The sequence below is a fragment of the Streptomyces sp. NPDC017095 genome (assembly GCF_044332325.1).
In the GTDB taxonomy this organism is placed as follows: domain Bacteria; phylum Actinomycetota; class Actinomycetes; order Streptomycetales; family Streptomycetaceae; genus Streptomyces.
In genome coordinates, this window is the sequence record NZ_JBIROU010000022.1 from 11,993 (window position 1) to 25,904 (window position 13,912).

The 13,912-nt window shown below is 70.0% G+C and carries 15 protein-coding genes; 8 read left to right on the forward strand and 7 right to left on the reverse strand.

What is annotated here, in order from left to right:
- Positions 1-32: 32 nt before the first annotated feature.
- Together ACH4OA_RS31445 and ACH4OA_RS31450 are read left to right on the forward strand one after the other, a co-directional pair.
- A complete protein-coding gene (locus ACH4OA_RS31445) occupies positions 33-1,217 on the forward strand; it encodes a globin domain-containing protein (RefSeq protein ID WP_397972718.1) in 1,185 nt (394 codons plus the stop codon).
- A 171-nt stretch (positions 1,218-1,388) separates the two neighbouring features.
- Entirely contained in the window at positions 1,389-2,579 is a 1,191-nt protein-coding gene (locus ACH4OA_RS31450) for an aminotransferase class V-fold PLP-dependent enzyme (RefSeq protein WP_397972720.1), read from the forward strand.
- Here ACH4OA_RS31450 and ACH4OA_RS31455 read toward each other — a convergent pair.
- A complete protein-coding gene (locus ACH4OA_RS31455; protein WP_397972723.1) occupies positions 2,576-3,022 on the reverse strand; it encodes an RrF2 family transcriptional regulator in 447 nt (148 codons plus the stop codon). The genes ACH4OA_RS31450 and ACH4OA_RS31455 overlap by 4 nt on opposite strands.
- A gap of 139 nt (positions 3,023-3,161) precedes the next feature.
- On the opposite strand from ACH4OA_RS31455, the gene ACH4OA_RS31460 reads away from it, so the two are divergent.
- From ACH4OA_RS31460 to ACH4OA_RS31470, 3 genes are all read left to right on the forward strand, one after another.
- Positions 3,162-3,839 (forward strand): DUF3105 domain-containing protein, encoded by a 678-nt coding sequence (locus tag ACH4OA_RS31460; protein ID WP_397945690.1) that lies wholly within the window; start codon positions 3,162-3,164, stop codon positions 3,837-3,839.
- Entirely contained in the window at positions 3,836-4,468 is a 633-nt protein-coding gene (locus ACH4OA_RS31465) for a DUF305 domain-containing protein (protein ID WP_397972725.1), read from the forward strand. Before ACH4OA_RS31460 ends, ACH4OA_RS31465 begins: the two co-directional genes overlap by 4 nt.
- A gap of 211 nt (positions 4,469-4,679) precedes the next feature.
- A complete protein-coding gene (locus ACH4OA_RS31470; RefSeq protein ID WP_397943413.1) occupies positions 4,680-6,623 on the forward strand; it encodes a protease pro-enzyme activation domain-containing protein in 1,944 nt (647 codons plus the stop codon).
- A 113-nt stretch (positions 6,624-6,736) separates the two neighbouring features.
- On the opposite strand, the gene ACH4OA_RS31475 is transcribed toward ACH4OA_RS31470, so the two are convergent.
- On the reverse strand, positions 6,737-8,140 hold the full coding sequence (locus ACH4OA_RS31475) for a VanZ family protein (protein ID WP_397972728.1): 1,404 nt from the start codon (positions 8,138-8,140) through the stop codon (positions 6,737-6,739).
- 1,046 nt (positions 8,141-9,186) lie between these two features.
- On the opposite strand from ACH4OA_RS31475, the gene ACH4OA_RS31480 reads away from it, so the two are divergent.
- The gene (locus tag ACH4OA_RS31480) at positions 9,187-9,375 is read left to right on the forward strand and encodes a hypothetical protein (RefSeq protein ID WP_397972730.1); all 189 of its coding nucleotides are present in this window, start codon (positions 9,187-9,189) and stop codon (positions 9,373-9,375) included.
- Between the two features lie 99 nt (positions 9,376-9,474).
- Here ACH4OA_RS31480 and ACH4OA_RS31485 read toward each other — a convergent pair whose 3' ends face one another.
- From ACH4OA_RS31485 to ACH4OA_RS31505, 5 genes are all read right to left on the reverse strand, one after another.
- Positions 9,475-10,317, reverse strand: a complete 843-nt coding sequence (locus tag ACH4OA_RS31485; protein WP_397972733.1) for a C1 family peptidase — start codon at positions 10,315-10,317, stop codon at positions 9,475-9,477.
- 109 nt (positions 10,318-10,426) lie between these two features.
- Positions 10,427-10,951: a hypothetical protein gene (locus ACH4OA_RS31490; RefSeq protein WP_397972736.1), complete on the reverse strand. Its 525-nt coding sequence runs from the start codon at positions 10,949-10,951 to the stop codon at positions 10,427-10,429.
- Between the two features lie 128 nt (positions 10,952-11,079).
- Complete coding sequence (locus ACH4OA_RS31495) at positions 11,080-12,093, reverse strand: NAD(P)H-dependent glycerol-3-phosphate dehydrogenase (RefSeq protein ID WP_397972738.1); 1,014 nt, start codon at positions 12,091-12,093, stop codon at positions 11,080-11,082.
- An 83-nt stretch (positions 12,094-12,176) separates the two neighbouring features.
- Positions 12,177-12,365, reverse strand: a complete 189-nt coding sequence (locus tag ACH4OA_RS31500) for a DUF397 domain-containing protein (RefSeq protein ID WP_397972741.1) — start codon at positions 12,363-12,365, stop codon at positions 12,177-12,179.
- Positions 12,352-13,212 carry a helix-turn-helix transcriptional regulator gene (locus ACH4OA_RS31505; protein WP_397943410.1) on the reverse strand — a complete coding sequence of 287 codons (861 nt, stop codon included), beginning with the start codon at positions 13,210-13,212 and terminating at the stop codon, positions 12,352-12,354. Before ACH4OA_RS31505 ends, ACH4OA_RS31500 begins: the two co-directional genes overlap by 14 nt.
- Positions 13,213-13,325: 113 nt before the next feature.
- Here ACH4OA_RS31505 and ACH4OA_RS31510 point away from each other — a divergent pair, with 113 nt between their 5' ends.
- Positions 13,326-13,544: a hypothetical protein gene (locus ACH4OA_RS31510; protein ID WP_397972743.1), complete on the forward strand. Its 219-nt coding sequence runs from the start codon at positions 13,326-13,328 to the stop codon at positions 13,542-13,544.
- Positions 13,541-13,900 (forward strand): ATP-binding protein, encoded by a 360-nt coding sequence (locus ACH4OA_RS31515; protein WP_397972745.1) that lies wholly within the window; start codon positions 13,541-13,543, stop codon positions 13,898-13,900. The genes ACH4OA_RS31510 and ACH4OA_RS31515 overlap by 4 nt, the downstream gene beginning before the upstream one ends.
- Positions 13,901-13,912 lie beyond the last annotated feature (12 nt).

Sequence of the window (13,912 nt, forward strand, 5' to 3'; positions counted from 1 at the left end):
TGCTGATCAGCCGAGTCCTCCGAGGAGTCCCGATGCTGACCGAGCAGTCCGCAGCCACCGTCCGCGCCACCCTGCCCGCCGTCGGGGCCGCCATCGGCGAGATCACCGAGCGCTTCTACGCCCGCCTCTTCGCCGCCCACCCGGAGCTGCTGCGGGACCTGTTCAACCGGGGCAACCAGGCCGCCGGCACCCAGAAGCAGGCCCTGGCGGGTTCCATCGCGGCCTTCGCCACCCGTCTGCTGGACCACCCGGAGCAGCGGCCGGACGCGATGCTGGGCCGGATCGCCCACAAGCACGCCTCGCTGGGCGTGGCCCCCGAGCAGTACGAAATCGTCCACCAGCACCTGTTCGCCGCGATCGCCGAGATCCTCGGGGACGCCGTCACGCCCGAGGTGGCCGCCGCCTGGGACGAGGTCTACTGGCTGATGGCGAACGCGCTCATCGCGATCGAGAAGCGGCTGTACGAGGAGAGCGGCGGCCCCGGCCTGCGCGCGTGGGAGGTCGTCGACCGGGTCGAGGAGACCGCGGACGTCGTCACCTTCCGGGTGCGGCCGGCGGACGGCGGCCCGGTGGCCGGCTTCCGCGCCGGGCAGTACGTCTCCGTGGGCGTGACCCTGCCGGACGGGGCCCGGCAGATACGGCAGTACAGCCTGTCCGGGGCGCCGGCCGAGGGCGTGCGCCAGTTCAGCGTCAAGCGGGTGCACGGCGGCACCACACCGGACGGCGAGGTCTCGCACCACCTGCACGCGCGGGTGCGCCCCGGTGACGTCCTGGAGCTGTCCGAGCCGTACGGCGACCTCGTCCTGGACGCCGGCGCGGACACGCCGGTGCTGCTCGCCTCCGCGGGCATCGGTGTCACGCCGATGATCGCGATGCTGGCCGGCCTGGCCGCCGGCGGCCACCGCGGCCCGGTCACCGTGGTGCACGGCGACCGCTCCCCCGCCGACCACGCCCTGCGCGCCGACCACACCGCCTACGCCGGCAAGCTGGCGGCTGCCGACGTGCACTTCTTCTACGAGCGTGACGCCGGGCCGGACGCCCGGACCGGCCTGCCCGACCTGGCGGACATCGCCGTACGGCCCGGCACCCGCGCCTACCTGTGCGGCCCGCTGCCCTTCCTGCGCGCGATCCGCGCCCAGCTCATCGGCAAGGGCGTGGCCCCGGCCGACATCCACTACGAGGTGTTCGGCCCGGACCTGTGGCTGGCCCAGGGCTGAGCTGTGTCAGCGGAATCAGGACAGCCGGAGCCGTAGGCGGGCGAGGGGGGGCGGCCCGGCGGAACCCGGCAGCCGCCCGCCGTCCTGGCATGCCCGCCGACCCGGCGGCCGTGCGGACCGTAGCGTGGGTGATCGCGAAGGGACGCATACGCGTGAAGGAGTCGGGTGCCGGTGGCGATCGATGTGGAGCGGGTCCGTCAGGAGACGGCGGGCGTCGCACGGGTGGTCCACCTGAACAACGCGGGGGCGGCTCTGCCGCCCCGCCCGGTGGTCGATGCCGTGGTGGGGCATCTGCGCCTGGAAGAGCAGATCGGCGGGTACGAGGCCGCGGCCGCGCAGGCCGCGCGGATCGAGGGCACCTACGACTCGCTGGCCCGTCTGATCGGCGCCGGACGCGAGGACATCGCGGTGGTGGAGAACGCCACCCGCGCCTGGGACATGGCGTTCTACTCCCTGCCCTGGGCCGAAGGCGACCGCATCCTGACCGCCCGTGCCGAGTACGCGAGCAATGTGATCGCCTTCCTGCAGACCGCCCGCCGCCACGGCGTGCGCGTCGAGGTCGTACCGGACGACGCCGACGGCCAGCTCGACGTCGACGCACTGCGCGCGATGATCGACGAACGGGTCAAACTGATCGCGGTCACGCATGTGCCGACCCAGAACGGCCTGGTCAACCCGGCCGCCGAGATCGGCAGAGCGGCCCGCGAGGCCGGCATCGTCTACCTGCTGGACGCCTGCCAGTCCCTCGGCCAGATGCCCGTGGACGTCGGCGAGATCGGCTGCGATCTGCTCACCGCGACCGGCCGCAAGTTCCTGCGCGGGCCGCGCGGCACCGGCTTCCTCTACTGCTCGCCGCGCATCCGCGAACGGCTGGAGCCCCCGTTCCTGGACCTGCACGCGGCCACCTGGACGTCGGCCGACAGCTACCGGGTCCGGGCCGATGCCCGCCGGTTCGAGAACTGGGAGACCTACTACGCCGGCAAGATCGGCCTCGGCACCGCCGTGGACTACGCCCTCGGTCTCGGCCTCGACGCCATCGGGGAACGGGTGACCCGCCTGGCCGCGAACCTGCGCGCACGCCTGCGCACCCTGCCCGGGGTGCGGGTCCACGACCGTGGCGCCCGCCAGTGCGGCATCGTGACCTTCACCGTCGAGGGCCGCGACAGCCAGGACGTCGCACGGGCCCTCCAGGCCCGGGGGATCAACGTCTCGGTCTCCCTCGCGGGCTACGCGCGCTGGGACCTCGCACCCCGGTCCCTCACGTCGGTGGTCCGCGCCTCCGTGCACTACTACAACACGGACGACGAGATCGATCAGCTGATCGACGCTCTGCCTCCCGCCGACCGCCTGCCAGAGCGTTAGTCCCCGGCCGCCGGCCCCCTGGAGAGGCCCAGCAGCAGGGGGCCGGTCGGGTCGGTGACGATGTCGGCGATCATGATCGGGTCCAGGGTGGCGTAGAAGGCCTCCTGGGCCCGGCGCAGCGCGCCGCGCAGGCGGCAGCCGGAGCGCAGCGGGCAGGGGTTCGCGCCCTCGCACGCGACCACGTCGCCGTCGCCCTCGAAGGTGCGGACGACCGCGCCGACCGAGGCCGCACGGCCCCGCTCGGTCAGCGTGAGCCCGCCGCCCCGGCCGCGGCGGGCGTCGACCAGGCCCAGGTGCTGGAGTCCGGCGACGACCTTCGCGGCGTGCGTGTACGGCACCCCCATGTCGGCGGCGACCTGGCGGGTGGTGGGCGTGGCGTCGGTGATGACGGCCAGTCGCATCAGGACGCGCAGGGCCAGGTCGGTGGAGCGCAGCAGCCGCATACCGCGAGGGTAGGTAATGCGCATCCTGGCTTCAAATTAACCGCCGGCCGTGCGACGCCCTACGGCAGCGGACGCTTTCCGCATTACGATCAGCGGGCCCCACCGTCCCCGCCCGTTCCTCTCCCGAAGGACACCTCTCATGGGTTCCGGCAAGAACAGCAGCACCGCGGCGCGCAAGGCGCGCATAGACGAGATGCGGCGCGCCGAGCGTGCCCGGGAACGCCGCAACCGGATCCTGCTCGTCGCCGCCAGCGCGGTGGTGGTCGCCGGTCTCGTCGTCGGCGGCGTGGTCCTGGTGAACACGCAGTCGGACAAGAAGGACTCGACCGCGAGCGGCGACGCCAAGGGCGCCGGGGACTCCGGGCACTTCACCACCGGCGAGGACGGCGTGAAGAGCTGGTCGGGCAAGCTGGCCCGGACCCACGTGACGACCAAGGTGACGTACCCGATGCACCCGCCGGTCGGCGGCAACCACAACCCGGTCTGGCTGAACTGCAACGGTGACGTCTACACCGACCCGGTCCCGGAGGAGAACGCCGTGCACTCGCTGGAGCACGGCGCGGTCTGGGTGACGTACACCGGCAAGGCGCCCAAGGCGGACGTGGACGCGCTCGCGGCGAAGGTGAAGAAGACGCCGTACTCGCTGATGAGCCCGTACGCGAACCAGGACGCCCCGCTGCTGCTGTCGGCGTGGGGCCACCAGGTGGCGGTCAAGAGCGCGAAGGACCCGGAAGTGGACAAGTTCTTCGCCGCGTACGTGCAGGGGCAGCAGACGCCGGAGCCGGGTGCCTCGTGCACCGGCGGGGTCATGAAGTGAGCCGGCACGCCCTCGGCTGGGTCGCCGGGTGCGCGGTGACGGCGCTGGCCGCGGCCGGCGCGATCACGTACGCGGTCGCCCAGGACTCCGGCGGAGCGCGGGAGCGGACACCGGCCGCGGAGTCGGCCGACGCGGGCTTCGCGCGGGACATGGCCGTCCACCACCAGCAGGCCGTCGAGATGTCGTACATCGTGCGCGACCGCACCAAGGACGAGGAGGTGCGGCGGCTCGCCTACGACATCGCGCAGACGCAGGCCAACCAGCGCGGCATGATGCTGGGCTGGCTGGACCTGTGGGGGCTGCCGAAGGTGTCGGCCGAGCCGCCGATGACCTGGATGGGCATGCGCGGCATGGCCGCCGGCAAGGACGGCGCGCTGATGCCCGGGATGGCCACCGACACCGAGCTGAAGAGGCTTGAGTCGCTGAACGGGAAGCAGGCGGAGATCCTGTACCTCCAGCTCATGACGGACCATCACAAGGGCGGTGTCCACATGGCGGAGGGCTGTGTGGCCAAGTGCACGGTCGGCGTGGAGAAGCGGCTCGCGCAGGGCATGGTCGAGGCGCAGCAGTCGGAGATCGAGCTGATGGCCGGGATGCTCAAGGAGCGTGGGGCGCAACCGCGTTCGTAACATCCCCGTAAGGAGGAAAAGCCCAAATCGCCCCGGATGGCGTGGACTTGATCTTCTCTTGACTTCCCCGTTCCCCTGGCATGAACGGTTCATCGCAAGAGTGACCCCCATCATGTGATCCCTTCACCGGCCGAAACCGCCGCGGGCCGGGGCGCGGATCGCATGAGGCACCAGCCACTACATGCATGCGAATCGCATCGCAGGGGGTTTCATGAGATCCAACCGCGCCACCGTGCGCGCCGGGGTGAGCTTGGCAGCGACACTGCCGATGATCGCCGGAGCGCTGGCGCTGGGCATACCCGCGGCACACGCCGCCGACAGCCCCGCCCGTGACGTACTGAAGGGCACCAAGCCGCTGTGGGCCACGGCCAAGGCGGACCGGGGCGCCACCCCGGACAGCGGCCGGGTGAAGGCCCGTGTCTACCTGGCCGGCCGGGACGCGGCCGGCCTCGCCGCCTACGCCAAGGCGGTCTCCGACCCGGCCTCGCCGCTCTACGGCAAGTACCTGAGCGCGAAGAAGGCGCAGGCCCGCTTCGGCGCCACCAAGGCGCAGGTCGCCGCGGTCACGCACTGGCTGAAGTCGGCCGGTCTGACCGTCACCGCGGTCACCGGGCACTACGTCGCCGTCTCCGGTGACGTGGCCGCCGCCGAGAAGGCGTTCGGCACCCAGCTCCACGACTACGCCAAGGGCGCGAAGACCTACCGCGCCCCGGCGCGCACCGCCTCCGCCCCGGCCGCGCTGAAGGGCGCCGTCCTGACCGTCACCGGCCTGGACAACGCCCCGCACACCGCGCACCACGACGACCAGCTCCCGCCGCCGGACGCCGTGTTCAAGAACTCCGGGCCGTTCTCCTCGTACTACGGCTCGAACATCGCGACCACCCTCCCGGACGCGTACGGCGGCAAGATCCCGTACGCGGTCAGGGGCTACACCGGCAAGCAGCTCCGCGCGGCCTACGGCGCGGGCGGCTACACCGGCAAGGGTGTCCGCATCGCGATCACGGACGCGTACGCCTCCCCGACGATCGCCTACGACGCGGGTGCCTACGCCAAGAAGCACGGCGACGCGGCCTGGAAGACCGGCCAGCTGCACCAGGTGCTGCCGAAGAACTACACCAAGACCGAGGAGTGCGGCGCGGCCGGCTGGTACGGCGAGGAGACCCTCGACGTCGAGGCGGCGCACGCGCTGGCCCCGGCCGCCGACATCACCTATGTCGGCGCGGCCTCCTGCTACGACGACGACCTGCTGGACTCCCTCGGCAAGGTCGTCGACGACCACCTCGCCGACATCGTCTCCAACTCCTGGGGCGACATCGAGGCCAACCAGACGCCGGACCTCGCCGCCGCGTACGACCAGGTCTTCCAGCTCGGCGCGGTGCAGGGCATCGGCTTCTACTTCTCCTCCGGTGACGACGGCGACCAGGTCGCGGCCTCCGGTGTGAAGCAGGTCGACACCCCGGCCAACTCGGCGTGGGTGACGGCGGTCGGCGGCACGTCGCTGGCCGTCGGCAAGGACGAGAAGTACCTGTGGGAGACCGGCTGGGGCACCGAGAAGGCGACCCTGTCGGCCGACGGCAAGAGCTGGACGAACCTTCCCGGCACGTTCACCTCCGGCGCGGGCGGCGGCACCAGCAGGACGGTGCCGCAGCCGTACTACCAGAAGGGCGTCGTCCCGGACGCGCTCGCCACGGCCAACAACGCCGCCGGCAACCGCGTCGTCCCGGACATCGCGGCCATCGCCGACCCGAACACCGGCTTCCTCGTCGGCCAGACCCAGACCTTCCCGGACGGCACCGAGCAGTACAGCGAGTACCGCATCGGCGGCACGTCGCTGGCGGCGCCGGTCATCGCCGGCGTCCAGGCGCTGGCCCAGGAGGCCCGCGGCGGCAAGCCGCTCGGCTTCGCCAACCCGGCGATCTACGCCGACTACGGCAAGCAGGGCGTCTACCACGACGTCACGGACAACCCGACGGGCTCCGGCCTGGCGGTCGCCCGCGTCGACTTCGCCAACGGCGTGGACGCGGCGGACGGTCTGCTCTACTCCGCCCGCACCCTGGGCGAGGACAGCTCCCTGTCCGCGGTGAAGGGCTACGACGACGTGACGGGCGTGGGCTCCCCGGCCCACGGCTACGTCCAGTCGTACCGCCGGCACTGACCCGCCATACAGACCGGGGGCGTGAGGCGCTGGTGGCCTCACGCCCCCCTTGGCGTCGGATGGTGTCCTACCGCGCGGACCGAGCGCGCGGGTACGGCCGCCTCGCGCTCCGGTCAGTCCGTCCCCACCTGCGTGCCGCTGCCGTCGTAGACCCGCCCGTCGACGGCGTCCACGTGCCATGCGTCCCCCGCGTCGGACGCCATCGTCGCCTCGTCGGCCTTCGGGTCCGCCGAAACCCCCACGAGCCATTCGGGCCGCCAGGCACCGTCCCGGTCGACCGCCTTGAGCGTGAACGCCTTCACGGCAAGACCATGCGGGGTGCCACGCCCATGGGCCTCGGCCTGAGCCGCCATCGCCTCCTTCACGGCCTTTTCGGCCTGCCGCGCGTCCAGCCTGGCCTTCTCAAGAGGCACGTGCGTGGGACCGAGAGTGACGTCAACTTGTGAGATATGTCCGGCCTTGTCGACTTGTACGTCCAGCATCCGTGGCATCAGGACGTCGCGGTCGAGCCAGCGCCAGTTGGTCATCCATCCCAGTTCCGCTTTCTCCCCGACCGGAAAGGTCCGGTGCACAACCGCCCCCTGCGCCCACGGATAGCGCTTGTCCGTATACGACTGTGCGATCCGGAAGGCCTCTTGCTCGTTGGCCGGCTGCTTCGCCCCCTCCACCGGATAGCCCATCACTGCGGATCGGTTACCGTCTTCGAGCAGTATGTTCAGGTGCTTTTTGTCCGGCCATGACAGGTTGCCGTTGGCGAAGGCTCGTGGGTGGTTCTTGTCTCGGCTCAGCAGCGTGAAAAGGATGTTGGTACACGACAGTTCCACACATGGCTGCTCATACACATGCCCCAGGGCGTACCGGTCGCCGAATGCCTGTCGCACGGCCTGCTCCACGGCTCGGCGTTGCGGTGAGTTCGCCGCCGAAAGGCCAGTACCGTCGATGTTGGTGAAGGTCAGCATCGGCTCAGCGACACCGGTGCCCAGCAACAGGGCGGCCACAACGGTGACGAGCGCCGCTTTGGCACCTCCCTGCCAGTCGACGGATCGGCCACTGGCGAGGATCACCGTCGCGACGACGAGTCCCAGGAGGCCGCCCAGGATGTTCATTTCGGCGTCCGAGCTGTCACAGACCCGCCCGAGACCACTCACGGTCGCCTGCGTGAACTCGATCGCCACGGGCAATGTCAGTACACCGGCCAGGACCGGCAGCGGTCTGCGGACGGCCAGCAGGGCGAAGAGTCCAAGGGGTACGGTCAACGCGAGATTCCACAGACCTTGTGTGGTGTGGAACGGCTCGGCAAGATCATGATTGATAACGCACTGGCCGCCGGCCGGACCACCACCCATGAAGGTGACTCCCAGCACGCCGGTGAGGGTGGCCGCGAGCCAGCCCCACCACGTTCCGTACGGCTTGCCGAGACGGCGGGCCAGCAACCACGCCGACCCGCCGAGCACGAGTGCCACCAGCGTGCACACGGCCAGATAGGCGTGGTGGTGTTGGAAAACAGCGGTAAACACGGGCTCAGTCCTTGGCAATCAGGAACGGGCAGAGGAATAACCAAAGGCCCCGCCCTGAGAGACGGGGCCTTGATGCTGCCGGTTCAGCAGTGCGCGGAAGGCGTCTGGTACGTGCCGTCGCTGTAGTTGAGCAGGCCTACGGTCGACGAGCAGTAGTAATCCCCGGTCTTCTCCCAGGATGTCGACTTGGTACTGCCAGAGCTTATGGACTGGTAGGAACCGTAATGGGTAGTGCCACCCAGCGTGTAGCCGAGACGAGCACTGATGGTGGAACCGCCGGTCTTAGAGTAGGCCGTGATGATCGTGGTGTTGGTGCTGCCCGAGTACGCCTTCCAGTGAGCGAGAACCCCGTTGGAGAGGCTGGTGCGTCGGAGTGTTGTCGGACATGTAGCCGGACGAGTCGCAGTAATAGCCGGAGGCCGAGGCGGTGGGCGCGCCGAACATGAGCGTGCCAGCCGCGATAGCGCAGGAGATGGCCACGGCTTTGATCTTGGTCTGCATGAGCATCCCACGTAACTGCGTTCTGGGCCGTCGGTTGCGGTACTTATAGCCGTGCACGCACGGTGCCCCACCCCGACACGACCGGCCCCGCCCGTGTGATCCGGTGGGATCCGCAAACAGTCCGGAACCTATCCACAAGGTCACCGGGGACTTCCGGTATCACGAAGGGCGCTTGCAAGAGCCTCTCCCACGGGTTCGTCAGGCAAGCCGGGCTCTGGCCGGTCCGTCGTTGTCCTGACCGCGCCCACCGGAGTCGGCGACCGCGTCGCCACCATCGCCGGCACCGACCCCGCCCGCGTCACCGCACTCCTGGCTGCTGCCCACCGTGCCCCGGCCCCCTGCCGCCGCTGGCCGAGCGGGCATCCCCCAGCGTGCGGATCACCTGGCCGTGCCGGCAACGGCCACCCGAACGGCCGAAGGCAGGTGCGTACCGGCATGCCGTGCTCGCGCATCGGGAGCAAAGTGGCTGGCAGGACGCCGCATCAGGCGCTCTCTCCCCGCCTCCGCGCGTGTCGAGCCGGAGGCCGACAGGCAGGAATCACGTCATGGCAGCGAAGAAGCAGGACCGGTCCTCCACCGGCAAGTCCGACAGGGCCGTCTCCCGGGACAAAGACGCCCCCGAGCGCACCGCCGCCGACGATCAGGCGGAAGAGGTGAAGCCGCAGACGCGCATGTCGCGGCCTCAGCCCCAGCAGCCGCAGCAGCCGCAGCAGCCGCCCAAACAGACCTATTAGTCCGGTAAGGCCGGGCCATGTGCGCCGGTACGCCGGGGCCGGCGCACTCTCCCCGCCTCCGCGCAGGCAGACAGGGCAATCCGGTGGAGAACGGTCCTGCTAACCGCGGATGATCCGTGGCGCTACGCGGAACTGGTAGGCCTCCATGTTCTTGATCTCGCGCTGGTAGGTGCTCAGCCGCATGCGGAACCAGCCCTTTTCGCCCCAGCCGGGTCCCCAGGAGTTGCGCAGGGCGAGGACCGTGCGCTGGGGGTCCAGGTCGCCGTCAGGGGTGCGGCCGATCTCCTCCACGCGCGCGACGCAGACGGTGTGACCGCCCACGATCGGGCTCTTGTCCCAGTCTCCTGAGTCGATGAAGCCGTCGCCGTCCGGGTAGGAGAAGGCGTCGTACCAGTGCGTGCCCATCACGACCGGGCCGGACTGCAACGCGGTCACCAGGGCGAGGGGAGAGGTGATGGGGTGGTAGCTGTCGTACCACCCCTCCTTGTGCCCAGCCTTGCAGCAGGCGATGCCCGTCGTGCCGCAGTCGTCGTTCGGGTACTGCTTCTCCAGCAGGTCATCCATCAAGGTGGCTGCCGCGTACCAGCGCAGGGCGAACTTCTCACCTCCCGAGGGGTCGGTGGTGTCCATGCCGGCCTCCGCCAGCCGATCGTCGTCCAGCACGATCGACAGGGCCGTGGTACAGCCGTAGGGCGCGCAGGCGCCCAGACCGTCGGCGGCCTCCTGAGCACCGAGCAGTTCGGCGGTGTCGATGCCCCGCTTCTTCAATTCGTCCTGCTGGAGCACCGGGACCTTCGGAGTCCACTCCACGGTGTTCAACGAGGCAGGATCCGCCGGCTCCACCCGGTAGTCCAGGGAACGGCTGTCCAGGACGTGGTGCCAGCCCAGATTGCGGGTCACGGGGTAGCGCTGTTCACGCGTGATGTGCGGAGGAAGCTCCATAATCCGGCAATATAGCCCGGTTATTTCGATTCCCTTGACTACGCCACGTGACGGAGCGATGACCACTGGCTGCGAAGCCGAGCCCCACCCTGCGCGCCGAGTTCCGGTGTCAGTCGCCGGAGCGGGGTGTGGGGGCGTAGGGCTCGATCTCTCGCCAGGGCGGCGGTCCGCCGAGCTGTCGGTCGATCGGCTGCTGGGAGTCGTCGAGGGAACGACGGGCCGCGTTGACGAAGGCGAGCTGTCCGGATGCGAGTTCCGCCATGATCCGCTGGAGGTCGTCGCGGTTCTTCGGGCCGTCGTCGGCGACCAGGAGCGCGAAGCGGCCGATCGCATCGGCCAGGTCGCCTGCCGCGTTCACGACGTCCCGGGTCGCGACCAGGCTGAGTGAGGTCAAGGCGGCGTTGAACGGCGGCCAGTCGACGTTGTTGGGCCGGTCGTCGAGGTACGCCTCACGCAACTCGATCTCGACAGCGGTGAACTCCTGGAGGAAGCCTCCGTAGGCTGCCGTCCGGGTGTCACGCAGCCATTGCTGGTTCTGGCTGCGGCGGCCGACGAAGCCGCCCACCACGATGCCGAGGATGGTGGCGACGGCACCGACGCTCGTGGACGCCAGAGCATCCCAGGGGGCGGCCATATCGGGTTCCTCCTCCGGCACGGTGGCTGTGATCCGTGGTCGGCGTGGGCAACGACCGGACCATTCTTGATCAAGACGTCTGCCGTGCGGGGCCGGATCCAGAGGTCGGGCGGTGGCTTGCCAGGAGGTCAGTGCTCGGGCTTGGGGGGTCGCTGCATCAGCGCCGCGGCGGCCTCGTCGAGCGTGGCCTCCTCGCGCAGCAGGGCGGAGATCACCTCCGTGACCGGCATCTCGACGTCGTGGGCGCTAGCCAGCCCGAGGATCGCCTCCGCGCTCTTGACGCCCTCGGTGGTCTGCCGGGTGGCGGCCGTCGCCTCCTCGACGCTCAGTCCCTTGCCCAGGTGAGTGCCGAAGGTGCGGTTGCGCGACAACGGGGAGGAGCACGTGGCGACCAGATCGCCCAGTCCGGACAGCCCGGCGAGGGTGGCCGGCTGCCCGCCCATCGCCACCGCGAGGCGGGTGGTCTCCGCCAGCCCACGGGTGATGAGCATCGCCCGCGCGTTGTGGCCGAGGCCCATGCCGGAAGCGATCCCGACCGCCAGGGCGATGACGTTCTTGACCGCACCGCCCAGCTCGCAGCCGGTCACGTCGACGGACGTGTAGGGACGGAAGTAGCCGGTGTGGCATGCCTTCTGAAAGCGGTGGGCGGCGTCCTCGTCAGGGCAGGCGATGGTGGCGGCGGCGGGCCGGCCCTCCATGACCTCGCGTGCCAGGTTCGGTCCGGAGAGCACCGCGACCCGGTGGGTACCCACTCCGGTCACCTCGGTGATGATCTGGCTCGCCCGCAACGTGCTGCTCCGCTCGATGCCCTTCGCCAGCGACACGATCACGGTATGCGGACCGATGTGCGGCGCCCACGCGGCGAGGCTGGTACGCAGGCTCTGCGCGGGGACGGAGAGCACCAGGAAGTCCGCGCCAGCGAGCGCGGTGGCCGGGTCGGTCGTCGCGGTCAGCGCGGCGGGCAGTTCGACGTCCGGGAAGTAACCGGGGTTGCGGTGACGCGTGTTGATCGCGTCGGCGATCTCGCCACGGCGGGCGTGCACGACGACGCCGGTGCCGGCGTCGGCCAGGATCTTGGCCACCGCGGTGCCCCAGGACCCGGCCGAGAACACCGCGGCACGGGCGGAACGGCGCTCGGTCACTGCGGGGTCCTCTCGTCGGGTCGGCCTGGCGACGGCCACCGGGGGGAGGCCGAAGCCCTCCCCCGGGTGCTTGACCGGTGCCGCTACTGGGACTTGAGCGCGGTGACGAAGGGGGTCCAGGCGGAGGCAGTGAGGATGAGGGCGGGGCCCTCGGGGACCTTGGAGTCACGCACGGGGACGAGTCCGGGGATGTTGTCGGCGACTTCGACGCAGTGACCGCCGTCGCCGTTGCTGTAGCTGCTCGTGAACCAGTGAGCTTCACTCAAGTGCATGGGGGTTCTTGCCATTTCGGTAGTCCTCGGCTGCTTGCTCGATGAGGTTGAGGGACGTCTCGGGATCCAGCGCGGCGGCCCTGAGACGACCGTATGCCTTCGAATACTGCTTCACGAGCGCCGGATCATCGATCAGCTGACCGCTGTACATGGCCTCCGTGTACATGATCGGCGGGGCATCATCAAAGGTCATGAACCTCGCCATGCCCATCATGAACGGGTGAGCGCCCAATTTCCGCGGTACGACTTGCGTGAACGTCCGGCGCTTGCGCAACACCTCCACGAGGTGGGCCAGCTGTTCCGCCATCTCGTTCGGTGGAAGGATCGGATTCAGGAGAACCGACTCATCCAGGATCACCCAAGTGTCCGGTGAAGCCTGGTCCTCGAAGAGCCACGCGCGGCTGCGCCGTCCAGCGACCTTGGCCGCGAGCCTTTCCTCGGGCTCCGTGGGGTATGCCGACAGGACCAGCGCCCTGATGTACGGCTCCAGTTGCAGCGGACCCGGGATCAGTCGCGGGTCCCACTCCTCGATCTCCTGTGCTCGCTTCTCCAGCTCCAGCACATCGGCGAAGTACTCGGCGTGGCCATCCTTCCTCGCCCTGCGCACATCATCGCAACGCCGCTCGAAGAACCCGTCCGTCTTCAGAACCCGATCCGCATGGCGGGCCATATCCACGGGCATCCTCCGCTGCCCGCGCTCGATGTCGCTGAGGTACGTCTTGCCGTAGAAGCTGCCCTCTAGGAACGCCTCCAGTGACAGGCCCGCCGCCTCCCTCTTCCACCGCAACTCCTTGCCGTAGAAGGTCGGGACGCTGGTCGAGCCGTCGATGTCCTTGCCGCGGGTCACCGCCCACACTCCTCCGCTGCCCTGGCCGCGAACGCGAAACCTCTTTCACGGTAGCGACTCGCGCGACACTCTGTGAGCTGTTCGTCACACCACGCACAGAAGGTTGTGGCCCCATGCCAGACCGCTCCCCCACCACCCCCGACGTGATCCGCTGCGTCGAGGAACTCCGCGCCGCCCTGGCCCTGCACGGCATCACGCTGCCCTCGCTCCGGGTGGACCTGCCCAGCTTCGCGGGGACGTACGACCCGCCCGCCGGTCTCGTCACGCTCGGGAACTGCAACACGGCGACCGCGCGGGCCCTCACCGTACTGCGGAAGGCGGCGGCCGAGTGATCACGTCGCTGGAGTTCCGTCTGCTCGCCACGCCCAAGGCCGCGCCGGAGCTGCGCCACCGGCTCCGCCACCACGGGTACGACATCCGGCTGTGCGTGACCGAGCTGCTGACGAACGTCATCGAGCACCTGGGCGAGGGCACCCCGGTGACCGTGCGCGTCACCGGTACGGCGGCTCACGGCCGTACCCGGATCGAGGTGACCGATCCCGGCCCGCGCGCGCTGCCCGTCCCGCGCTCCGCCGGGTGCACGGAGGAGTCGGGCCGGGGTCTGGCGCTGGTGGACGCGCTCGCCGAGCGGTGGGGCGTGGAGCAGGGACCGGACCGCAAGACGGTGTGGTGCGAGGTGCTGGACTGACGCCGGGGCGAG